Source organism: Leclercia sp. GHBNCSD (assembly GCF_055805075.1).
In genome coordinates this window covers 253,333-273,561 of sequence record NZ_JBQVYO010000002.1, presented here as the reverse complement: position 1 = coordinate 273,561, position 20,229 = coordinate 253,333, and the positions used below count along the sequence as shown (strand labels likewise).

Below are 20,229 nucleotides of genomic sequence, written 5' to 3'. Positions count from 1 at the left end.
TGAAATGAAACAGAGGGGAAGTTTTGCCAGATCAATAAATCAGTAAAATTACCGATCTGGCAAACAGAAGTCAGATGAATTTATGCGACGTTACGCGAGTTGCCCGCCAGCACTGCCAGCGCTTCACCATTCTCAATGGTGATGTATTTCCCTTTTACCGCCAGCATGCCGCTTTTCTGGAAACGCCCCAGCAGACGGCTGATGGTCTCAACGGTCAGGCCCAGGTAGTTACCGATATCGCCACGGGTCATGGTCAGACGGAACTCACGAGGAGAGAAGCCGCGCTCGGCGAAACGACGGGAGAGGTTGTAGATAAACGCGGCCAGGCGTTCTTCTGCATTCTTTTTGGAAAGCAGCAGAATCATATCCTGATCCCCTTTGATCTCACCGCTCATCAGACGCATCATCTGCTGGCGCAGGTTAGGCATTTTGCCTGACAGATCGTCCAGCGTTTCAAACGGGATTTCGCAGACCATTGAGGTTTCCAGCGCCTGGGCGAAGCTCGGGTGGTTACCGGTGCCGATGGCGTCAAAGCCGACCAGGTCGCCCGCCAGGTGGAAGCCGGTGATCTGCTCGTCGCCCTGTTCGGTGATGGTATAGCTTTTAATAGTGCCAGAGCGGATAGCGTACAGCGACTTCAGTTCGTCTCCCGCTTTAAACAGCGTCTGCCCTTTCTGAATCGGCTTTTTACGCTCGATAATATTATCAAGCTGATCAAGCTCGTGCTCATTCAGGGTAAACGGGATACAGAGCTGGCTGATGCTACAGTCCTGACAATGGATAGCACAACCGCCAGACTGAATGCGTCGAATAATTCGCTTTTCCGGGATCATAGGTATGCTCAAGCCTTAATTGATATTGGTCAATTTTAACATCTTTTTTGACCCTGCGTAAGCCTGCTAAACCATCAATAAGGTCAAGAAGCGTGAATGTGTCAGCATCTTCTTGAAATTCCACAACTTGGTTGCGGATATTTCAATTAACTTAAGGAATATTAAGCACTAAAAGCCTGGAACTACAGGAGTAAATAGCCTTCATGACGCAGTAACCACTCTTTGCGCTGCACCCCGCCAGCATACCCGGTGAGGGTGCCGTTACGTCCGATAACGCGATGGCAGGGCACCACAATACTGACCGGATTGGAGCCGTTAGCTGCCCCGACGGCACGCGCCGCACCCGGGCGGCCAAGCTGTGCTGCCAGCTGCCCGTAGTGCATCACCTGGCCGCAGGGAATGGAACGCAACGCCTGCCACACCTCACGTTGAAAAGGGGTACCCGCGGTGGCGGTTGGCAGGGTATCGATAATGCTGAGATCGCCCTCGAACCAGGCGGTGAGCTTTTCGCTCAGCCCGCCCGGATTGCTGGCGCTGATGCGCTCGTAGCCCTGCGCCCGGTAGTGGATATTCAGCAGCTCCACCATCCGGTTGCTGTGCTCCTCCCACTCAACGGCGCGCAGGTTGAATTGCTCATCGGCAATGACCCACAGCGGCCCAAGGGGCGTAGCAATTTTGTCTTCGAGTAATCTCAGCATCTGGCACATTCCTTAGTTCAGCCGCGGGTAGACCCCTGGCCCGATAGGCAGGCCGACAAGATACCACGCCACCAGCATCAGCAACCATACCCCTAAAAAGATAAGCGGATACGGCAGCACCAGCGAATAGTAGGTACCCAGTTTCGCCTCGGGCTTGTAGCGCTGCAGGAAGCCTAAAAACAGCGGCACAAAGGGGGAGACCGGCGCCAGCGGGATGACCGATGAATCCGCCACGCGAAAGAGGATCTGCGCAAACGCCGGATGGAAACCCAGCAGCATGAACATCGGCACGAAAATAGGGGCCAGGATCGACCAGATGGCCGAGCCGCTGGCGATAAACATGCAGAGCAGGGACGACAGCAGCGCCAGGCCCACAAACGCCGGCACGCCGCTCAGCCCGGCACTCTCCAGAATATCGGTCAGCCCCACCGCCATAAATTTGCCCATGTTGCTCCAGTTAAACATGGCGACAAACTGCGCCAGCGGGAACACCATCACGATAAACCCGGCCATCTCCTTCATCGGCTCGATCATCAGCTGCGGCAGATCGCCCTGACGACGCACTTTCCCGGTAGCGATACCGTAGGCCAGCGAGACGACAAAGAAGAAGAGGATGATCAGCGGCACGATGCCTTTGATAAACGGCGAAGGCAGAACGGTATGTTTCACCGGATCGCGCAGGATACCGCTCTCCGGCACCACCATTAGCGCAATGGCGGCGATAAAGAGCAGCGACACCACCCCAGCCACCCGCAGCCCCCGGCGCTGCTCTGGCGTTAATGCATCCAGCTTTTCATCGCTGTTGCCTTGCCACTTGCCCAGACGCGGCTCCACGATCTTATCGGTGATCAGCCCCCCGACAAGGGTCAGCACAATCACCGAGCTGGCCATAAAGTACCAGTTGTCGATCACGCTGACGTGCATCGCAGCATCGATGGATTTTGCCGCTTCGGTGCTGATACCGGAAAGCAACACGTCGGTGGTGACGATCAGCAGATTGGCGGTAAAGCCACAGCCGACCCCGGCGATGGCCGCCAGCAGACCCGCCACCGGGTGCCTTCCCACCGCAAGGAAGATCAGCGCTCCCATCGGGGGCATGATCACCAGCGCGGCATCCGATGAGATATGGCTAAAGAAAGCGATAAACAGCACCATATAGCTGGCGTAACGCGCGCTGACGTGGGAGGCCATCTTGACCATCAGCGCAGGCAGCAGGCCGGAACGTTCAGCCAGACCCGCCCCCAGCACCAGCGCCAGGATGGCCCCCAACGGCGCGAAGCCGCTGAAGTTTTTAACCACGTTCGGTAAAAACCAGTGCAGACCTTCAACGCTGAGCAGGTTCTTTACCGCCACCATGCTGCCGTCAGCCGGATTACGGGCGCTGACGTCAAAGGCCGATAATATGGCGGTAGCGACCATCAAAATAACAATCAAATAGACAAATAGCAGGAAAGGATGGGGCACTTTATTACCGATCCTTTCAACCCAACCATAGAGCTTGCCGGATGGGGAATGCGAAGGTATGGATGACATACTCATGGGCGTTCCTCGGGAGTGTTGTGTTGTTGTGTTTTATTATTTTAAAGGTGACGGTGTCACGTTTTCTGGAATCGGGCAAACGTACGGTTTTTCAGTGATTTGTTGAGTAAACTCCTCGCGGCAGGCGGCGAGCAGCGCCGGATCCTGAAGAAGCGCCAGGGCTGTTGCGCCCATCACTTTGCCCGCCTGGAGCATGCCTTTATGGGCGATGGAGGTGCGGCCCTGGGCAACCAGCTGCCAGGTATGGAGCGGCGTGCCCACGGTAAAGCAGGGGCTGAAGCACTGGGCAACCGGCATTTTCCAGCTCACATCACCCACGTCGGTGGAGCCCGCCAGCACATTATCGGTGATGGCATAAGGGGCTACCTCGTCAATCAGCAGGGTCTGCTGATGGCGACGGGCAAATGCTTTACCCGCTTCACCCCCGGTGGCGGCGATATTTTTCAGGCTGTTCTGCAGATCGTTGTCGCTCAGCGTGGCGCGGATCTCCGCCGCGAAGGCGCGCTCCTCGTCGCTCCACTCTGGCGTACCGTAATGCTGAACGGCGCGGTACATGGCGGCCTCCAGGGTGCGGTTAGGCAGGTAGCTGGAGCAGGCCTTTTCAAAGCGTCGCTCCACGGTGGTTTCGGTCATCAGCGCCGCGCCCTGGGCTATTTTTTCGATACGCTCATAGATCTGCTGCGCGTCAGCCATCTCCGGGGCGCGGATCAGATAGAGGACTTCCGCCTGGGCCTGCACCACGTTCGGGGAGATGCCGCCGGTATCGGTGATGGCGTAATGGACCCGGGCTTTTTCAATAATATGTTCATTGAGAAAATTGGTGCCGGTGGTCATCAGGGTGACGGCATCCAGCGCGCTACGGCCAAGATGCGGGGAGTTCGCCGCATGGGCCGCGGTGCCGTGAAAACGCCATGCCACCTGGATGTTGGCCAGGGTGCTGACGTTAAACATCCCGGCGAACGCTTCGGGGTGCCAGGTAACGGCGGCATCCACATCGTCGAACAGCCCCTCGCGCACCATAAAGGTCTTTCCCGATCCGCCTTCTTCGCCGGGGCAGCCGTAAAAGCGCACAGTACCGCTGCCACCCTGCTGCTCCAGCCAGCTTTTTACCGCCACCGCGGCTGCCAGCCCGGCGGTGCCGAGCAGGTTATGCCCGCAGCCGTGGCCGTTGGCTCCCGGGGTATCGCTTTGCGGGGTGGCGCAGTGCGCCTGCTGGCTTAATCCTGCCAGGGCGTCATACTCCCCCAGAACGGCGATAACCGGTTTCCCCTCGCCGTAGCTGGCAATAAAGGCGTTCGGTATGCCACCGGCCTCCCGGGACAGGGTAAAGCCCGTCTCTTCCAGGGCGCTGGCAAGCCGTTCGGCAGACCAGAACTCTTCGAAGCGGGTCTCCGGGTGATCCCAGATCGCATCGGCAATGGCGGTAAACTGCTGCGCGCGGGTGTCGATGGCATCCTCAACAAAACGGTAAATTGACGACATTACACACCTCGCGTCCACGGGAAATTAAGCGCGGTACGCGCCAGGGTTTCGATGGCAATCAACATCACCGTCTCATCGAAGTCGAATTTTTCGTTGTGGTGTCCGGCGCTGAGGGTGGTGCCAAATACCATATAGGAGGCAAGCCCGCCGTTTTGCTGGACCCGGGCCATCATCAGGGTGGCATCTTCCGAGCCGGCAGGGGCTTTCACCTTATCGATGGACTGCTCAACGCCTGCCACCTGTTGCGCCTGTTCGCGTAAGTAGTTGACCCACGCCGGGGACGGCGTACTGGAGGTGGCTGCACCCATCAGGCGCAACTCGCTGCTGACGCCATGCATCGCCGCCGCACCGTCAATCACCGCTTTGGCGCGCGCAAAGACGTAGTTGTTAATCGCTTCGCTCTCGCCGCGGGTCTCCACTTTCAGCAGGGCGCTGGCGGGCACGACGTTACGGCCGCTGCCCGCCTGCATCACGCCGACGTTAACCCGCGACGCACCTTCGCTGTGCGGGGCGATGCTGTGCAGGCCGATCGCCGCCTGGGCAGCGGCCAGCAGGGCGTTGCGTCCCTCTTCAGGCTTGCCGCCCGCATGCGCCGCCACGCCGGTAAAGCGCACGTCGAATTTGGTGGTGGCCATAAAATTATCGCTGCCGCAGATGACGGTGCCCGCAGGCACGCCGGTGCCAATGTGGATGGCGGTGAAATAGTCCACGCCGTCGAGCGCGCCTGCCGCCACCATCGCCCGTGCGCCGCGGGTACCCTCTTCGGCAGGCTGGAAGATCAGTTTGATGGTGCCGTTGAACTGCTCGCGGTACTGCATCAGCAGATGCGCCAGTCCAAGACCAATGGTGGTATGCCCATCGTGGGCGCAGGCGTGCATCATGCCGCCGTTACAGGAGGCAAAACCTTCCCGGAAGGGAAGATGGTCGTTGTCGCGGGCTTCATCAAGATCCAGCGCGTCCATGTCCACGCGAAACGCCAGCGTCGGCCCGGGGCGGCCCGTTTGCAGCGTGGCGACAATACCGGTAAAACCGCCTTCAAAGGCGCTAAGCCATTTTTCAGGCGCGCCTTGCTGACGCGCGCGGGCAAAGGCCTCTGCCAGGGTGGCGTCGTCTGGCAGGCCCATCCGGGTGTCGGCATCGACCACATCCCGGCCCATCGCCAGGTCATAGCCTAGCTGATCCAGTATCTCTGCGACCTTTGCCGCGGTGCGGAACTCGACCCATCCGGATTCAGCAAAATGGTGAAAATCGCGTCGCCACGCGGTGAGTTGGGGGAAGAGGGCCTTCAGGTCCTGCGCCAGTCTCTGCATTTCGTTTCCTCTATCATAAGAATGTGTGAACTGCTTCACACTGTGATAGTTTTTACTTATCACTAACCGTTTTTTCACAGATTTAACCGTTCGTGGCTTACCCTCGCACAATCAATTCCATTACAGTAGATGACAGTTTCTTTTCTCTGATAAACAACGGTTATCGGTGCCGACATGACATTTCAGGTAAAATTTCACCAGCTGCGGGCGTTCGTGGAAGTGGCAAAACAGGGAAGCATTCGGGGAGCCAGCCGGGTACTGAACCTGTCGCAACCGGCGCTGACCAAATCGATTAAAGAGCTGGAGGAGGGCATCGCGGCGCAGCTGTTCATCCGCCGCAGTAAAGGGGTGACTCTCACCGAGTGCGGAGAGAGTTTTTATCAGCATGCCAGCCTGATCCTCGAAGAGTTACGCAGCGCCCAGGATGATATTCGTCAGCGACAAGGCCAGCAGGCGGGGCAAATTAATATTGGCATGGGCGCCAGTATTGCTCGTTTGTTAATGCCCGCGGTTATCAAACGCTTCCATCAGCAGCATCCGCAGGTGAAGGTGCGGATTATGGAAGGGCAATTAGTGTCGATGATTAATGAATTACGCCAGGGCGAACTCGATTTCACCATAAATACCTATTATCAGGGCCCTTATGATCATGAGTTCACGTTTGAAAAATTGTTTGAGAAACCGTTTGCGATATTTTGTCGTGAAGGTCATCCGGCGACTGGCGCTAAATCAATTAATGAGTTACTGAAATACAGCTGGACAATGCCAACGCCGCGCGGCAGTTATTATAAGCAGCTGGAAGAGATGTTTTCTCATCGACAACAAATCCCGCATATTGGCGTGGTATGCGAAACGTTTTCATCAAGTATTAGCCTGGTGGCCCACAGTGATTTTCTCAGCATTTTGCCGCAGGAGTTGGGCTGCGACCCGCTGCTGGCACAGCGTCTGGTCATGATCCCGGTAAAAGAACCTTTACCAAAAGCCACCTATTACCTGATTCAAAGAAGAGATTCCCGACAGACGCCGTTGACCGATTCATTAATCACACAATTCAGGCGCCATGCCCGGCAGGTTATTTCTTAACCACATTCACCTTAAAAAAATGGAGCCTGTCGACATCCAACAGACCCCACAGTACACACAGCATTGCTCCACATGCGACTCTGCTTATTGTTTCCATAGTGCAGATACCTTTGTATATATCATTTTTTTGACAATAATACAGATAAGAAAGCGCCTGGTTTTTAAAAGTTTTACCTAAGTCATAAAGTTTATCATTAATAAAAATAAACTTAAGTGCGCTTTAATTATTAATTAAAATAACTGTATTTATTATTATTTTCTTACTGGTTGTTTTTTGGCCGTGCAGACAGGGTAACGCCGCATTGAGCCAGGGTGAGGGGGCAGGTATAGTAGCCTGTCAGCTAAGCAGGAGGATGCCATGAACCCAGAAGATAAATCGCTTTTTCTTGATGCGATGGAGGATGTCCAGCCCCTCAAGCGCTGTACCGAGGTCCACTGGCAGCCAACGCGCGCCTCGCGTACCCGCCAGCCCGTGGATATCACCCAGCTCGATAACTTTCTGACCACCGGCTTTCTGGATGTCATCCCCCTTGCGGAGCAGTTGGCTTTCCAGCGTGAAGGGGTACAACAGGGGGTTATCGACAAGCTGCGCTCGGGCAAATATCCGCGTCAGGCGAGCCTTACTTTGCTGCGTCAGCCCGTTGAGCAGTGCCGCCAGCAGCTGTATACCTTTATTCGTCAGGCGGAGCGTGACGGCCTGCGTAACCTGATTATCATTCATGGTAAAGGGCGCGACGACAATTCTCACGCCAACATCGTGCGCAGCTATCTGGCGCGCTGGTTGACCGAGTTTGAGGCGGTGCAGGCCTTTTGCGTCGCCCAGCCGCACCACGGCGGCAGTGGCGCCTGTTACGTCGCGCTGCGTAAATCAGGTGAGGCGAAGCAGGAAAACTTTGAGCGTCACGCCAAGCGCAGCCGTTAGAGTATGGAAAACACCGTATTATGCTACCGCCAGTTTGGTGAGCCTGAGTCTGTTCTGCGGCGGGAAACGGCGATAAAAGCGCCGCTGAAATCGGGAGATATTCGGGTGCAGATGCTGATGGCGCCGATCAACGCTTCGGATCTTATCCCCATTACGGGCGCTTACCGCCATCGCATTACCCTGCCTGCCGTCGCCGGATACGAAGGCGTAGGGCGAGTGATTGCCGCGCCGGACAGCGCGGCGGCGCTTATCGGCACGCGGGTTCTGCCCCTGCGTGGGGAAGGCACCTGGCAGCAGTATGTGGATTGCCCGGCGACGCTTGCGATCCCGGTTCCGGATACCATTCCTGACTCGCTGGCGGCGCGGGCGTTCATCAATCCACTGGCGGCCTGGCTGATGCTCAGCCTCTATCCCCCACAGGGGAAACGGGTGCTGTTGACTGCCGCCGGTTCGGACTGCGCCATTTTGCTGGGGCAGTGGGCGCTGCGGCAGGACGCAACCGAGGTTTACGGCATTCACCGCTCGCCGGTACATGCCGACCGGCTGCGGGCGATGGGGATTATCCCCGTTGCCCAGCAAGACATTGACAGCGTGCGTGCCCTCGCTGCGGCCAGCGATATCGTCTATGACGCCACCGGCGGCGAGCTGGCGCTGGCGATCCTGGGGGCGATGGACAAAAGCGCCGTCTTTGTCTGCTACGGTTTGCTCTCCGGTCAGCCCTTTGCATTACAGCGTCACTTTCCGGCGGTGCACTGGTTTCATATCCGCAACTATCTGGATGCGCTCACACCTGAGGCGTGGCAGGCGGCATTTTGCGATATCTGGTCATGGCTTGCCGCCAGCCACTACAGTGACACGACGCTGTTGCCCTTTACCGACTGGCAATCAGCGCTTGCCCATTACCGCCAGGCGGGACGAACCCGCAAGCCGCTGCTGGAGATTGGCTAACCGTCACGTTTCCCGGCTCATATCGCTGAGCAGCAGGGCAATGCTTTTGCCGCCCTGGGTCTGCTCCAGCGCAATCTTCGCAATAATGGTCAGGGGCACCGACAGCAGCATGCCAACCGGACCCAACAGCCAGCCCCAGAAGATCAGCGACAAAAAGACCACCAGGGTGGAGAGACCCAGCCCGCGGCCCATCACGCGGGGCTCGAGGATATTGCCGAAGATCAGGTTCACCAGCAGATAACCTGCCAGCAGCACCAGCGCAGCGTAAAAGCCGCTGAAGACCAGCACCTGGGCAATCGGGGGAACGGCGGCCAGCACCGAACCGATGTTGGGGATATAGTTCAGCGCAAAGGCCAGCAGCGCCCAGACGAAGGCAAACCGTACCTCCAGCACCGCCAGCATCCCCCACACCACCAGCCCGGTCACCAGACTAATGGCGGTCTTCAGCACCAGATAGTGCGACACGCTGTCAAGGGCGCGCTGGATGGCAGCCATGCCTTCCACCGGGCGGGTCATCAGAGGCTGGAGTTTCGCCGGCAGCTGCGGCACCTCCAGCAGCATAAAGACCACGGTCAGCAGTAAAAGAAAAATGGAGGTCATGGCGCTGGAGAGCTGGGCCAGCAGGGCGGTCACCAGCGTCATGGCGGCATTGGGGTCAATATATTTCAGCAGCTCTTCCATCGACACCTCAATTCCGGCCCGCTGCAGCCAGGGCTCAAGATGCAGCAGCGGAACGGCCAGCGAGGTGCGATAGTGCGGCAGGGTGCGGGCCAGTTCATTCAGCGAGGTGCCGAGATAAGCCACCAGCAAAGCCATCAGCACCACGATAAGCACAATCGGCAGGGTGATAGCCAGCACGCGTGGCAGACGAAGCCGCACCAGTCTTCGCACAACAGGCTGAAGCACCACGGCGATAAACAGCGCCAGGATAAAGGGCACGATAATATCTGCCGCGAAACGGATCCCGGTAAGTACAATCACCAGCATGCCAAGCATAATGACTATTTTTAATCCGTTGAGGGTAATAATGGGTTTCGCCATGCTGGCTCCTGATAATGTCCTTTATATTTATTCTAGCGGCGCAGCACGCTTAATAAATTAACCAAACGCAAACGATGAGGGTAAAGAAATGAAAATGCTTTGAGTAAAATCCTGGCTTATGGTAGAAATCAGCTGTGTTTAACTACTGGAGACAATTTTCATCTGCACTGACGAGAAGCAACACCGCAGATAATTGTAATTTTATGGACAATCTGTTCAGCACCGCTTTATCAAAAATCACTCCCGCTCTGTTCTCCTCTTTTTGCCTTACGTCTGGCGAGCAACACTGGCGCAACGCGCTGTAGACCCTCTCTCTGCCTGAGCTGGCGCATTGCGTCCGGCTAATCTGTTACGTTTTTTTTATCCGGCTGCCGTTACTGGCTAGCCGCGAAGGATTATATTCTCAAGCAGGAGAAAAACATGTTTTACTGGATCCTCTTAGGTCTTGCTATCGTTGCTGAAATAACCGGCACCCTCTCCATGAAATGGGCCAGCGTCACCGGCAGTCACAGCGGCTATATTTTAATGCTGTCGATGATTGCGCTGTCCTATATTTTCCTCAGTTTTGCGGTTAAAAAAATCGCACTGGGCGTGGCCTACGCGTTATGGGAAGGTATTGGTATTTTGTTAATTACGCTGTTCAGCGTGCTGCTGTTTGATGAGTCGCTTTCCCTGATGAAAATGGCCGGGCTGACGACGCTGGTGGCAGGCATCATATTAATTAAATCCGGCACCCGAAAACCGGCAAAATCGCGTGCGGAGGTGACCCATGCAGCAGTTTGAGTGGATCCATGCCGCCTGGTTAGCCCTGGCTATCGCGCTCGAAATTATTGCCAACGTTCTGCTGAAATTCTCAGACGGTTTTCGCCGCAAAACCTACGGCCTGCTGTCGATTGCCGCGGTACTGGGCGCCTTCAGCGCCCTGTCGCAGGCGGTAAAGGGGATTGATCTGTCAGTCGCCTATGCCCTGTGGGGCGGGTTTGGTATTGCGGCAACGCTTGCCGCAGGCTGGATCCTGTTTGGGCAGCGGTTGAATCAAAAAGGGTGGATTGGCCTGGTGCTGCTCCTCGCCGGAATGATCATGATAAAACTGGCCTGATAACGTCGCTGCCTGTCATTACGGGCAGCGAAATTTATCTCCTGTATTACGCTTAGACGGAGGGCATAAAAAAGGACGGTGACTGAATGCGTAACCCTTTAAGCTGGCATAAAATTCCTTCTGCCAGGACCTTGTTTGCCATGATCTTCATGGCAGGGGTCGGCTTAATTTTCTCTGTGGTCGCCTTGCTCTACCTCTCCCTCAACCTTATCAGCAGTAAAGCCAACGAAATCGACGAGCAGCGCACCGCGCTCTCGGTAGAGGGCGCTATTCAGACATCGGTGAACCGGGTCTGGTCGCTGGTGATTGATAACGCGGTCTGGGACGATGCCGTGCGGGAGGCCTATCGCCCGGCGCTCGACATCGACTGGCTCTACAACACCTGGGGCGCAGGCTACAAGGTGAATAACCTCTATGACGGCACCTTTGTACTCGACGAACGGTTTCGGGTGCTGTGGGGATCGTTCAAAGGCCAGCCTTTTGCCGAAAAAAACCTCGACTTCTTTGGCGACGGTTTGAAATCGCTGATCCTGATGCATACCAACGCCCTGCGCTCGGATAAAAACATCTACGCCGGGATCACCCGTACCCGGGCGGGGATTGCTTTTGTTGGCGTTGGCCTGATACGCCCGACGATTGGCAGCCTGCGGGTGGGGGACAATACCCGTCGTTTTCTGGTGATTACCCGCCATATCAACCCGCAAATCCTGCGCGATCTCGGAAATACGTTTCAGATCGACAACCTGACCTTTACGCCAGAGCGGGTGAGCGACGTCAGTGTGCCGCTAAAAAGCTCCTCCGGCGAAGTGCTGGGCTATCTCTCGTGGCAGCCGCGCCTACCGGGGGCCGCAGCGGCGAAAGCGGCCTCCCTCGACATCACGCAGATCGTCTTGCTCACCGCGACGCTGATTTTGCTGTTTATCCTCTTCAGCTGCGTGGGGCTGTATAAACTGGCGCGGGGGGAGACGCTGGCACGGTCGGTGGCGCGCACCGACTGGCTGAGTCATCTACCCAATCGCCGGGCGCTGATTGAAGAGCTGGAGCGGGTGAGCCAGCGCGGCGATACCGATCGCAAAAGCGTGGTGTTTATCGATCTCGACGGCTTTAAGGACGTCAATGATATCTACGGCCATGAGGTGGGCGATGCGCTGATCGTCATCATCGCGGGCGCGCTGCGTGACAATGTGCCCAAAGACGGCATGCTGGCCCGCATGGGCGGCGATGAGTTTGCCATGACCATCGGGGGCGACAACGCCGAAGCGCTGGCCTCGGCGTTTGCCGGCTTTGTGCTTGATTATCTCCACTCGCCCATCATTGTTGGTGAGCGTTCCATCCACATTGGCGCCAGTATCGGCATCGCCAGCGGCACGCTGGTGGAGTGCACCAGCACCGAGCTGTTCCGTCGCGCCGATATTGCTATGTACCACTCGAAAATTACCGGCAAGGGGCGGGTGACGTACTATGATGCCGAGCTGAACAACGTTCGCGAGCGTCGGCTGGCCATTGAGGGGCAGATCCGTCATGGTCTGGAACACAATGAGTTTGACGTCTGGTATCAGCCGATCATCGATGCCCGCAGCCAGAAAATGGTCGGCGTGGAAGCGCTGGTGCGCTGGCCGCGGCGTCCCCAGGGGCCGCTGGCGCCGGATGAGTTTATTACCGTCGCCGAAACCAGCGGTCTGATTTACGGCCTGGGGCAGTTTGTCCTCAGCCGGGCCTGTCAGGATCTGGAGCCATACACGGATTTAAAACTCTCGGTCAACATCTCCCCGGCGCAGTTTCGTGATCCCGAATTTGAAGCCAAAGTGGAAGGCGCGCTGGCCCTCAGCCACTTTCCCCCTACGCGCCTGCAGCTGGAAGTAACCGAAACCTACGTGCTGGAAAATCCCGAGCGGGCACGCTCAGCCATCAATAATCTCAAGGCGCAGGGTATCGCGGTGGCACTGGACGATTTCGGTACCGGCTACTCCAGTATCGGCTATTTGCGCCGCTTTAACTTCAATACCATCAAGATAGATAAATCCCTGGCCGGGCTGGTGGATCATGACGAACAGGCCTCGGCGCTGGTGAGCGGTACGGTGCGCATTGCCACCGCGCTGGGGATGACGGTAGTCGCAGAAGGGGTGGAGAACGAAAAACAGATGAAGCTGCTGCGTCTGGCGGGCTGCGATCAGCTGCAGGGTTACTGGTACAGTCAGCCGATGCCGATAGAGGCGATTATGGCGCTACGGCAGCAGCGCCAGTGTTAAGTCACTGCTGGGCCAGCTCTGCCAGCTTGTCGCGAAAACCGGTGATCGACAGGGCGCGGTTATCGGCCCGCCAGCGATCTTTTGCCGCCGGGGCCGAGCTCTGAACGCCAATAAGCTGCCAGCCTGCGGCGGTATTCAGCATCAGCGGCGAACCGCTGTCGCCGGGCAGGGTATCACACTGATGGGACAGCACGCTGTTTTGCGCCCAGCCGGTGACGATACAGTCCTGATGGGTGTACAGCACATCCAGATGATCTTCCGGGTATCCCGCCTGGCTCACCTTGCGATCGGCCTCTTTCAGGGCGGCGGTCAGCTCCGCTTTATCCCCGGCAAACAGCGGTAGCGGGGTGATCCCCGACGGCGGGTTGCGCAACACTACCAGACCAAAATCCCACGAGGCGGCAGAGGGCGGCACAATCCAGCCATCGCCATCGGCTTTCAGCCGTCTGCCTAATGAGGCATCGACGCGGCCTTCAATGCCGTGGATCTCATAACGCCAGCTCCCCTTTTGCGAGATGAAGCGCAGGGCAACGGCCCTATCCGGTTTACCTTTCGGCGGCACCAGCAGACAGTGTCCGGCGGTCAGCGCCAGTCGAGGGGTGATGAGGGTGGCGGTACAGAGGTTTCCGCTGGCCGTCTCCAGCTGGCCAATGGCCTCCCACGGCGCGCGGGAGGGATCGGCGACACGCGTGCGATCGTCATGACCAAAAAAGAGCGTTTGAATCTCTTTGGCGTTCGCGGCCTCGTTGTCGCCATCGTCCGCATGACTTAATCCAGAAAAGAGAAAAAATGTTCCCAGCACAATCGCAACAGATTTACGCATATCACACTCTAAAGGGATTAATTATGATTATTAAATATGAACCCTGGTAATTAACTATAGACGGGACAGCGCGAAAGTGGGAGTAAAATCAGCGTACTACAGTCAGGAAATATAAAACACACCCGCGACAAGTGCGCATAAAATAAGCGTGACAAGAATTACCTCAAACCGATAGCGCTGCAACATAACGCCCTCCGGATAAAAAAACGGCGCTGCCACCTTGCCGGTACAGCGCCGATGACCAACGTGCCCGTCGCGGACACGTTAAGCTAAGCGGGCTTATGCAGCCGGTTTTGCGGTTGGAGCAGCAGCTTCGTGTTTCACTGCTTTTTTATGGTGTTTTTTTGCTGCCTGCGCTTTCTGGGCTACAGGTGCGGCCTCTTCTTTTTTCACAGCTTTTTTATGGTGCTTTTTAGCCGCCTGCGCTTTCTGTACTGCGACTTTTTTGTGTTTTTTATGCTGCACGGTTTTCGCAGCCGGTGCCGCGGTAGAGGTGGCAGCCGGAGCCGCGGTGTTGGCAACAGCGTCAGCGGCGAATGCAGCAGAAGAGAGACCCATAGCAGCGGCAACAACCAGAGCTAATACTTTTTTCATCATCTTACCCTCGAATTGGTTTTTTCATTTAACCCCACTGCGGGGCCGTTGAAAGAACTATATCCCTGAAATTTCGGGGCTTCCGTGAGTGTTTGGTATCGGCGTGTAACGGTATGTACAACGCCGGGTCGATGACCCGGCGAGGAAGGTTACAGATAGCGGGAGGTAAGATGTTCGCGGAAATAACGGACGTTGAGATCTTCCCCGGTCGCCTGCTCAATCAGCTGGGCGGTGGTGAAACGGCTGCCGTGCTGCCAGATGTTCTGGCGCAGCCAGTCGAACAGGGCGCTGAAATCCCCGGCGGCGATGGATGCGTCCAGTCCCGGTAGCGCGGTTTTGGCCGCACTGAACAACTGAGCGGCGTACATAGCGCCTAAGGTGTATGACGGGAAGTAGCCAAAGCCACCGTCGGTCCAGTGGATATCCTGCATACAGCCGTTGCGGTAATTATCTTTTGTTGATAAGCCCAGCCAGGCCTGCATTTTTTCATCCCACAGCGCCGGAATGTCCTCCACCTCGATTTCGCCGTTAATCAGCGCCCGCTCAATTTCATAGCGCAGCACGACGTGTGCCGGATAGCTCACTTCATCGGCATCCACGCGGATATAGCCAGGCTTCACCCGCTGGTTCCAGGCGACAAAATTCTCAGGCGTAAAGGCCGCCTGGGTGCCGAAACGTTCATGGACGGCCGGGAGCAGGTGGTTGAGGAATGCCTTGCTGCGTCCGAGCTGCATTTCAAAGAACAGGCTCTGGGATTCGTGGATAGCGGTAGAACGCGCCAGGGCGATAGGCTGACCGAGCCAGTTGCGCGGCAGGTTCTGTTCATAGCGCGCATGGCCGGTTTCGTGGATCACGCCAAACAGGGCGCTTAACAGTTCGTCTTCGTTGTAGCGGGTGGTGATGCGCACATCTTCCGGCACGCCGCCACAGAATGGGTGAGCGCTGACGTCCAGACGGCCCGCATTAAAGTCGAATCCAAGGCTCTTCATCGCCTCCAGCCCCAGCTCACGCTGGATGGCGGTGGGGAATGGGCCCTGCGGCGGCACGAAGGCGTGGTGCGCCTGCTTCTCGACCACCTGCGCCAGCAGATCCGGCAGCCAGGTTTTGAGATCGCCAAACAGCTCATCCAGCCGGGCGCTGGTCATATCCGGCTCGAAGATATCCAGCAGCGCGTCGTAAGGGGTGCAGCCTTTGGCTTCGGCACGCAGACGGGCCTCTTCCCGGCTCAGTTTCACCACCTCTTTCAGGTTGACGGCAAAACCCTGCCAGTCGTTCGCCGGACGCTGGGTGCGCCAGGCATGCTCGCATTTGCTGCCCGCCAGCGATTTTGCTTCAACCAGCGATTCCGGCAGCAGCGCAGCCTGCTGATAGTGGCGTTTCATCTCCCGCAGGTTGGCCTGTTCAACGTCGTTAAGATCTTCGCTTTCGGCGTTACGCAGCCAGTCGGCCACGTTTTTATCGGTCAGGATTTGATGTTGCAGGACGCTCAGCTCCGCCAGGGCTTCACCTCGTGCGGCGCTGCCGCCGGGAGGCATCATGGTGAACATGTCCCAACTGGCGATGGCGGAGAGGTGCGAGAAGCGGGAGAGACGCTGGAAGGTGCGGGTGAGTTGCTGATAAGAATCGTTTTTCTGCATAGTTGTTGTTCTCGTTCAGTAGGAAGTAATCAGGGGAGTGTAACGCGATTCATGCGCTTGTCATGCATTCAACTTATGCACGTCAAAGAAGGGGGCCAGGCAATAGCGCAGAGCGAATATGACAAAGGAGAATAAAAAGCCCTTTAGCTTGTCAGTCATATAACCATCTGCCTGCCTTTGCAGACTCAGAAAGCATACGAAGTGTTAACGGTTCGGGTTCATCGTCGTCCTTTCCACTAGTGAATAAAGAGTAAAGGATAAATGTCTCCTCAGGCCAGTATCGGTAAAAGTCGAAGTTTGCAGGGTCCACATCAAAACGTTGAAAATATTCCCTCATGATGTCTGCCCCTGTTTCACTCGCCCAAACGTAATCACCTGTGGAGAGGCTGGTATCAAGAGTTACGGGCCATGACTTCCTGGTGAACAAGGCAGGCTTGTTGAACTTTTCACAGTACCAAGTAATCACATCTTCATTTGTCACCATAACTTGTCGTTTCCTCTGGCTATGGTGTTGTATTTCATTGTCGCCTTATAAGCGATGGCTGAGATATCGGCAGCAATAACAAAAATCCCAAGGACTGGAATCCATCTTCCTACAAATGCCCCGAGATTAGTAACATAGGCAAACTTCATTCTTCTGATACTTGAGTTAGTCAGGGTGGGTAAGCGTCTGGTTTCAATATTTAGCCAATGACGTAACTGTGAACTGAGTAGTGATGTTCCTGGGGTTGTCCCTCCAGGTTTGCCTCTTGTCACTATTTCAGGCTGACCAGGCAAAATTAGCCCAACTGTTAAAAGATCGCTTGTTCCGAACTGTTCAGCCGCTTCATCAAGGAAAATCCAAAAGAGCAACTCTCCGGCAGAAAGGTTGGAGTATCCCTTATAGAAATACGTCCCGTTAAGTTCTTCAACACTATCCATGCATAGTTACCCGGTTACACGTTCTGCCCATGCGTCGGAATACTGAATATTTCCGTCCTTGAACGTCCACGTGATTTTAGCGTAGCGTAAATGTACCTGCTCAAGGTGACCTGCATTTATCACAGTTTTTGTGTCATGCATCATTGGTGTGACTGATACAATCTTCACCCCTTCCAGGAACATGTTGTAATACTCAACTTCCTGGCCTGCATCATTGATGCGATACCATTTAAATTCGGCACTCTGAAGAGTTTGCCCGGTGGCTACAGCTTTCATGAGATAAGGGGATGAACTATCAAACTCCTTTTCGAACATCAGGGCACCGTGTACGCGTGTCCCTGTAAGTTTTCCCGTATTGCTATCGGTCGGGATATACAGATTATGGCTGAATGATGTGATTTCTATAGATTGCTCACGGTGCCTTACATCTACAGACCCTTTGATGAGAGCGCCGCCATCGTCTTTTAGCCAAAGATAAGCCGGTATTGCCATAATTGATTTTCCTTATCATGTATATGGGTAATCCATTGGAAGCCTAACTTATAAGCAATGATGAGTAAATGAACAACATGCTTTAAGGCATTGTTTATTAATGCTTGATATAGAATTTAGAATGATTAAAAACGAAAAACCCCGAACTTGTTTCGCACCAGGACGGGGTTGCCACTAACGGCAAGATTAGATTTGCTCCTGGTATTAACCAGATTGTGATCTTATTTCAAACGGCAATGAAGACGCCTGCCCACCATCAGCGCCGCACACAACATCAGCGCAATAAACCCGCCCACGCCGTTCCAGCCATACTGGTGCCAGAACACGCCGCCGAGCGTCCCGGCGATGCTGGAGCCCAGATAGTAGCTGAACAGATACAGCGACGAGGCCTGGCCCTTGGCACGACGGGCGCGCGGGCCGATCCAGCTGCTGGCAACCGAGTGAGCGGCGAAGAAACCGGCGGAGAAGAGCAACATCCCGGCGAAAATCACCCACAGGTTAGCGAGCAACGTCAGCAGAACCCCGGCCAGCATCACGCCGGTGGAAACGATCATTACCGGCCCACGCCCGAAGCGGGTGGTCATCGCCCCGGCTTTCGGTGAGCTCCATGTGCCGGTCAGGTAGGCCACCGAAAGCAGGCCCACCAGCGCCTGGCTCAGATGCCACGGCGAGAGCATCAGCCGGTAGCCGATGTAGTTAAAGAGGGTGACAAACGAGCCCATCAGCAGAAAACCGGTGAGAAACAGCAGGGGCAGACCCCGATCGCGCCAGTGCAGGCGGAAGTTAATCAGCAACGTTTTGGGCCGCAGCGCGGTGGGGCGAAAATGGCGCGACTCCGGCAGAATTTTCCAGAACATCAGCGCGGAGGCCAGGGCAAAGCAGCCGATCGCCGCCAGCGCTACCCGCCAGCTGAAGAAATCGGTAAAGACCCCGCTCAGCAACCGCCCGCTCATGCCGCCGATGGAGTTACCGCTGATGTAGAGCCCCATCGAGAAGGCGACAAAGCTGGGGTGGATCTCCTCGCTGAGGTAGGTCATACCCACCGCGGCCACGCCGCTGAGCGAAAGCCCGATCAGCGCGCGCATGATTAATATCCCGTGCCAGCTGGTCATCATCGTCGACAACAAGGTACAGACCGACGCCAGCAGCAGTGCGGTGACCATCACCGGCTTACGTCCGATAGCGTCCGAAAGCGGGCCGGTAAAGAGCAGGCCGACCGCCAGCATTCCGGTCGAGATTGAGAGGGAAATACTGCTGCTGGCCGGGGAGACGCCAAACTCCTGGGATAGCACCGGCAGGATCGGCTGCACGCAGTAGAGCAGGGCAAAGGTGGCTAGCCCCGCGGAGAAAAGCGCCAGCGTGACGCGCATAAACTGCGGGGTGCCGCGTTTGATAAACCGAACCGGTTGCGCGTTGTTGGGGAGGAGATCGATATCATTGTTCGGGGCGATATCAGCCGTTGTAGTCCGACTCACGTAAGTTCCTTGCTTCAACATCCCCGTGATTTCTGGTGACGGGTATGACCACAAGGATCAGGGTAGGAAATTGTAAATATTCTGTCTAATATATTAATAATCTCAAATGATACATTTAAAATATGAATATCGAACTGCGTCATCTGCGCTATTTTGTCGCCGTCGCGGAGGAGCTCCATTTTGGGCGCGCGGCGGCGCGGCTCAATATCTCCCAACCGCCCCTCAGCCAGCAAATCCAGGTTCTTGAGCAGCAGGTAGGCGCTCGCCTGCTGGCGCGCACCAACCGCAGCGTCGGGCTGACCCCCGCAGGGCGACAATTTCTGGCGGACAGCCGCCAGATCCTGAGCATGGTGGAGGAAGCGGCCGCCCGGGCAGAACGCCTTCACCATGGCGAAACTGGCGAGCTACGCATCGGGTTTACCTCCTCCGCGCCCTTTATTAGCGCCATCTCACATACCCTTTCGTCGTTTCGCCGCCTGTCGCCGGATGTGCATATCCAGACCCGGGAGATCAACACCCGGGAGCAGATTGTTCCCCTCAGCGAAGGCTCGCTCGATCTTGGCCTGATGCGCAATACCCGTCTGCCGGAGACGCTGGCCTGGCAGCGGGTGCTGCGGGAGCCGCTGCTGGCGATGGTCCACCGCGGTCACCCTCTGGCGGCAAGAGCTGAAATCTCGGTGACGGAGCTGGCGCAGGAGCCGTTTGTCTTTTTTGACCCGCACGTTGGCACCGGTCTGTACGACGACATTCTGGGATTACTGCGGCGCTATGGGGTAAACCCGATGATTACCCAGGAGGTGGGCGAGGCGATGACCATTATCGGACTGGTGGCGGCGGGGTTGGGGGTCTCGATCCTGCCGGCCTCGTTCAGGCGGCTTCAGCTTCATGAGATGCGCTGGGTGGCGCTCGCCGAACCGGACGCGGTTTCAGAGATGTGGCTGGTATGGTCAAAACACCATGAACTCAGCGCGGCGGCACAGCGGTTCAAAGATCTGCTGATCGCTGCCTCGTCAGGGCGCTGACCGGCAAAAAATGCGGGTAAAAATGTGCTGTAAATCACAAGGCTAAGTAAAAATTTGACGA

At 56.3% G+C, this 20,229-nt stretch carries 22 protein-coding genes; 8 read left to right on the top strand and 14 right to left on the bottom strand.

Annotated elements, in window-relative coordinates; genetic code table 11:
• Positions 1-80 precede the first annotated feature (80 nt).
• The 5 genes from fnr to ACT3IC_RS21630 form a co-directional block, all read right to left on the bottom strand.
• Positions 81-833 (bottom strand): fumarate/nitrate reduction transcriptional regulator Fnr, encoded by a 753-nt coding sequence (gene fnr / locus ACT3IC_RS21650; RefSeq protein WP_473479312.1) that lies wholly within the window; start codon positions 831-833, stop codon positions 81-83.
• Between the two features lie 182 nt (positions 834-1,015).
• Positions 1,016-1,531 carry a methylated-DNA--[protein]-cysteine S-methyltransferase gene (gene ogt, locus ACT3IC_RS21645; protein WP_103824528.1) on the bottom strand — a complete coding sequence of 172 codons (516 nt, stop codon included), beginning with the start codon at positions 1,529-1,531 and terminating at the stop codon, positions 1,016-1,018.
• Positions 1,532-1,543: 12 nt separating this feature from the next.
• Entirely contained in the window at positions 1,544-3,070 is a 1,527-nt protein-coding gene (gene abgT, locus ACT3IC_RS21640) for a p-aminobenzoyl-glutamate transporter (RefSeq protein WP_473479309.1), read from the bottom strand.
• Between the two features lie 36 nt (positions 3,071-3,106).
• On the bottom strand, positions 3,107-4,552 hold the full coding sequence (locus ACT3IC_RS21635) for a M20 family metallopeptidase (protein WP_473479306.1): 1,446 nt from the start codon (positions 4,550-4,552) through the stop codon (positions 3,107-3,109).
• The gene (locus ACT3IC_RS21630) at positions 4,552-5,862 is read right to left on the bottom strand and encodes a M20 family metallo-hydrolase (RefSeq protein WP_473479303.1); all 1,311 of its coding nucleotides are present in this window, start codon (positions 5,860-5,862) and stop codon (positions 4,552-4,554) included. Before ACT3IC_RS21630 ends, ACT3IC_RS21635 begins: the two co-directional genes overlap by 1 nt.
• Positions 5,863-6,036: 174 nt before the next feature.
• Here ACT3IC_RS21630 and ACT3IC_RS21625 point away from each other — a divergent pair, with 174 nt between their 5' ends.
• From ACT3IC_RS21625 to ACT3IC_RS21615, 3 genes are all read left to right on the top strand, one after another.
• Positions 6,037-6,945: a LysR family transcriptional regulator gene (locus ACT3IC_RS21625; RefSeq protein ID WP_103179421.1), complete on the top strand. Its 909-nt coding sequence runs from the start codon at positions 6,037-6,039 to the stop codon at positions 6,943-6,945.
• A gap of 358 nt (positions 6,946-7,303) precedes the next feature.
• Positions 7,304-7,867 (top strand): DNA endonuclease SmrA, encoded by a 564-nt coding sequence (smrA, locus tag ACT3IC_RS21620; protein ID WP_103179422.1) that lies wholly within the window; start codon positions 7,304-7,306, stop codon positions 7,865-7,867.
• A gap of 3 nt (positions 7,868-7,870) precedes the next feature.
• The gene (locus ACT3IC_RS21615) at positions 7,871-8,815 is read left to right on the top strand and encodes a zinc-dependent alcohol dehydrogenase family protein (protein ID WP_156654411.1); all 945 of its coding nucleotides are present in this window, start codon (positions 7,871-7,873) and stop codon (positions 8,813-8,815) included.
• 3 nt (positions 8,816-8,818) lie between these two features.
• Here ACT3IC_RS21615 and ACT3IC_RS21610 read toward each other — a convergent pair whose 3' ends face one another.
• Entirely contained in the window at positions 8,819-9,856 is a 1,038-nt protein-coding gene (locus ACT3IC_RS21610; protein WP_103179424.1) for an AI-2E family transporter, read from the bottom strand.
• Between the two features lie 134 nt (positions 9,857-9,990).
• Between ACT3IC_RS21610 and ACT3IC_RS21605 the strand changes: the two genes are divergently transcribed.
• The 4 genes from ACT3IC_RS21605 to ACT3IC_RS21590 all read left to right on the top strand — a co-directional run bounded on the left by ACT3IC_RS21605 (position 9,991) and on the right by ACT3IC_RS21590 (position 13,204).
• Positions 9,991-10,161 (top strand): protein YdgV, encoded by a 171-nt coding sequence (locus ACT3IC_RS21605; RefSeq protein ID WP_418936628.1) that lies wholly within the window; start codon positions 9,991-9,993, stop codon positions 10,159-10,161.
• A 115-nt stretch (positions 10,162-10,276) separates the two neighbouring features.
• A complete protein-coding gene (gene mdtJ / locus ACT3IC_RS21600) occupies positions 10,277-10,639 on the top strand; it encodes a multidrug/spermidine efflux SMR transporter subunit MdtJ (RefSeq protein ID WP_156654412.1) in 363 nt (120 codons plus the stop codon).
• Complete coding sequence (gene mdtI, locus ACT3IC_RS21595) at positions 10,626-10,955, top strand: multidrug/spermidine efflux SMR transporter subunit MdtI (protein ID WP_103179426.1); 330 nt, start codon at positions 10,626-10,628, stop codon at positions 10,953-10,955. The genes mdtJ and mdtI overlap by 14 nt, the downstream gene beginning before the upstream one ends.
• 86 nt (positions 10,956-11,041) lie before the next feature.
• Positions 11,042-13,204, top strand: coding sequence for a bifunctional diguanylate cyclase/phosphodiesterase (locus tag ACT3IC_RS21590; protein WP_159339002.1), 2,163 nt, complete (start codon positions 11,042-11,044; stop codon positions 13,202-13,204).
• 1 nt (position 13,205) lies between these two features.
• Here the strand turns inward: ACT3IC_RS21590 and ACT3IC_RS21585 are convergent, their stop codons facing one another.
• The 8 genes from ACT3IC_RS21585 to ACT3IC_RS21550 form a co-directional block, all read right to left on the bottom strand.
• Entirely contained in the window at positions 13,206-14,027 is an 822-nt protein-coding gene (locus ACT3IC_RS21585) for a trypsin-like serine peptidase (RefSeq protein WP_103179428.1), read from the bottom strand.
• Positions 14,028-14,129: 102 nt separating this feature from the next.
• Positions 14,130-14,213, bottom strand: coding sequence for a small membrane protein YdgU (gene ydgU, locus ACT3IC_RS21580; RefSeq protein WP_460646042.1), 84 nt, complete (start codon positions 14,211-14,213; stop codon positions 14,130-14,132).
• A gap of 93 nt (positions 14,214-14,306) precedes the next feature.
• The gene (gene asr, locus ACT3IC_RS21575; protein ID WP_103179429.1) at positions 14,307-14,621 is read right to left on the bottom strand and encodes an acid resistance repetitive basic protein Asr; all 315 of its coding nucleotides are present in this window, start codon (positions 14,619-14,621) and stop codon (positions 14,307-14,309) included.
• 149 nt (positions 14,622-14,770) lie between these two features.
• Complete coding sequence (locus ACT3IC_RS21570) at positions 14,771-16,258, bottom strand: carboxypeptidase M32 (RefSeq protein WP_159339000.1); 1,488 nt, start codon at positions 16,256-16,258, stop codon at positions 14,771-14,773.
• 151 nt (positions 16,259-16,409) lie between these two features.
• Complete coding sequence (locus tag ACT3IC_RS21565) at positions 16,410-16,742, bottom strand: DUF1493 family protein (protein WP_103179431.1); 333 nt, start codon at positions 16,740-16,742, stop codon at positions 16,410-16,412.
• Positions 16,736-17,179 carry an STM2901 family protein gene (locus tag ACT3IC_RS21560; protein WP_159338998.1) on the bottom strand — a complete coding sequence of 148 codons (444 nt, stop codon included), beginning with the start codon at positions 17,177-17,179 and terminating at the stop codon, positions 16,736-16,738. Before ACT3IC_RS21560 ends, ACT3IC_RS21565 begins: the two co-directional genes overlap by 7 nt.
• Positions 17,180-17,185: 6 nt before the next feature.
• Positions 17,186-17,671, bottom strand: coding sequence for an Hcp family type VI secretion system effector (locus ACT3IC_RS21555; RefSeq protein WP_103179433.1), 486 nt, complete (start codon positions 17,669-17,671; stop codon positions 17,186-17,188).
• A 221-nt stretch (positions 17,672-17,892) separates the two neighbouring features.
• Positions 17,893-19,146, bottom strand: a complete 1,254-nt coding sequence (locus ACT3IC_RS21550) for an MFS transporter (protein WP_103179434.1) — start codon at positions 19,144-19,146, stop codon at positions 17,893-17,895.
• A 122-nt stretch (positions 19,147-19,268) separates the two neighbouring features.
• Between ACT3IC_RS21550 and ACT3IC_RS21545 the strand changes: the two genes are divergently transcribed.
• Entirely contained in the window at positions 19,269-20,168 is a 900-nt protein-coding gene (locus tag ACT3IC_RS21545) for a LysR family transcriptional regulator (protein ID WP_103179435.1), read from the top strand.
• The last annotated feature ends 61 nt before the right edge of the window (positions 20,169-20,229 follow it).

What these genes read in the sequence shown, in the direction of transcription:
- fnr (WP_473479312.1), bottom strand. Translation starts at nt 833, where the DNA reads ATGATCCCGGAAAAGCGAATTATTCGACGCATTCAGTCTGGCGGTTGT.
- ogt (WP_103824528.1), bottom strand. Translation starts at nt 1,531, where the DNA reads ATGCTGAGATTACTCGAAGACAAAATTGCTACGCCCCTTGGGCCGCTG.
- abgT (WP_473479309.1), bottom strand. Translation starts at nt 3,070, where the DNA reads ATGAGTATGTCATCCATACCTTCGCATTCCCCATCCGGCAAGCTCTAT.
- ACT3IC_RS21635 (WP_473479306.1), bottom strand. Translation starts at nt 4,552, where the DNA reads ATGTCGTCAATTTACCGTTTTGTTGAGGATGCCATCGACACCCGCGCG.
- ACT3IC_RS21630 (WP_473479303.1), bottom strand. Translation starts at nt 5,862, where the DNA reads ATGCAGAGACTGGCGCAGGACCTGAAGGCCCTCTTCCCCCAACTCACC.
- ACT3IC_RS21625 (WP_103179421.1), top strand. Translation starts at nt 6,037, where the DNA reads ATGACATTTCAGGTAAAATTTCACCAGCTGCGGGCGTTCGTGGAAGTG.
- smrA (WP_103179422.1), top strand. Translation starts at nt 7,304, where the DNA reads ATGAACCCAGAAGATAAATCGCTTTTTCTTGATGCGATGGAGGATGTC.
- ACT3IC_RS21615 (WP_156654411.1), top strand. Translation starts at nt 7,871, where the DNA reads ATGGAAAACACCGTATTATGCTACCGCCAGTTTGGTGAGCCTGAGTCT.
- ACT3IC_RS21610 (WP_103179424.1), bottom strand. Translation starts at nt 9,856, where the DNA reads ATGGCGAAACCCATTATTACCCTCAACGGATTAAAAATAGTCATTATG.
- mdtJ (WP_156654412.1), top strand. Translation starts at nt 10,277, where the DNA reads ATGTTTTACTGGATCCTCTTAGGTCTTGCTATCGTTGCTGAAATAACC.
- mdtI (WP_103179426.1), top strand. Translation starts at nt 10,626, where the DNA reads ATGCAGCAGTTTGAGTGGATCCATGCCGCCTGGTTAGCCCTGGCTATC.
- ACT3IC_RS21590 (WP_159339002.1), top strand. Translation starts at nt 11,042, where the DNA reads ATGCGTAACCCTTTAAGCTGGCATAAAATTCCTTCTGCCAGGACCTTG.
- ACT3IC_RS21585 (WP_103179428.1), bottom strand. Translation starts at nt 14,027, where the DNA reads ATGCGTAAATCTGTTGCGATTGTGCTGGGAACATTTTTTCTCTTTTCT.
- ydgU (WP_460646042.1), bottom strand. Translation starts at nt 14,213, where the DNA reads ATGTTGCAGCGCTATCGGTTTGAGGTAATTCTTGTCACGCTTATTTTA.
- asr (WP_103179429.1), bottom strand. Translation starts at nt 14,621, where the DNA reads ATGAAAAAAGTATTAGCTCTGGTTGTTGCCGCTGCTATGGGTCTCTCT.
- ACT3IC_RS21570 (WP_159339000.1), bottom strand. Translation starts at nt 16,258, where the DNA reads ATGCAGAAAAACGATTCTTATCAGCAACTCACCCGCACCTTCCAGCGT.
- ACT3IC_RS21565 (WP_103179431.1), bottom strand. Translation starts at nt 16,742, where the DNA reads ATGGTGACAAATGAAGATGTGATTACTTGGTACTGTGAAAAGTTCAAC.
- ACT3IC_RS21560 (WP_159338998.1), bottom strand. Translation starts at nt 17,179, where the DNA reads ATGGATAGTGTTGAAGAACTTAACGGGACGTATTTCTATAAGGGATAC.
- ACT3IC_RS21555 (WP_103179433.1), bottom strand. Translation starts at nt 17,671, where the DNA reads ATGGCAATACCGGCTTATCTTTGGCTAAAAGACGATGGCGGCGCTCTC.
- ACT3IC_RS21545 (WP_103179435.1), top strand. Translation starts at nt 19,269, where the DNA reads ATGAATATCGAACTGCGTCATCTGCGCTATTTTGTCGCCGTCGCGGAG.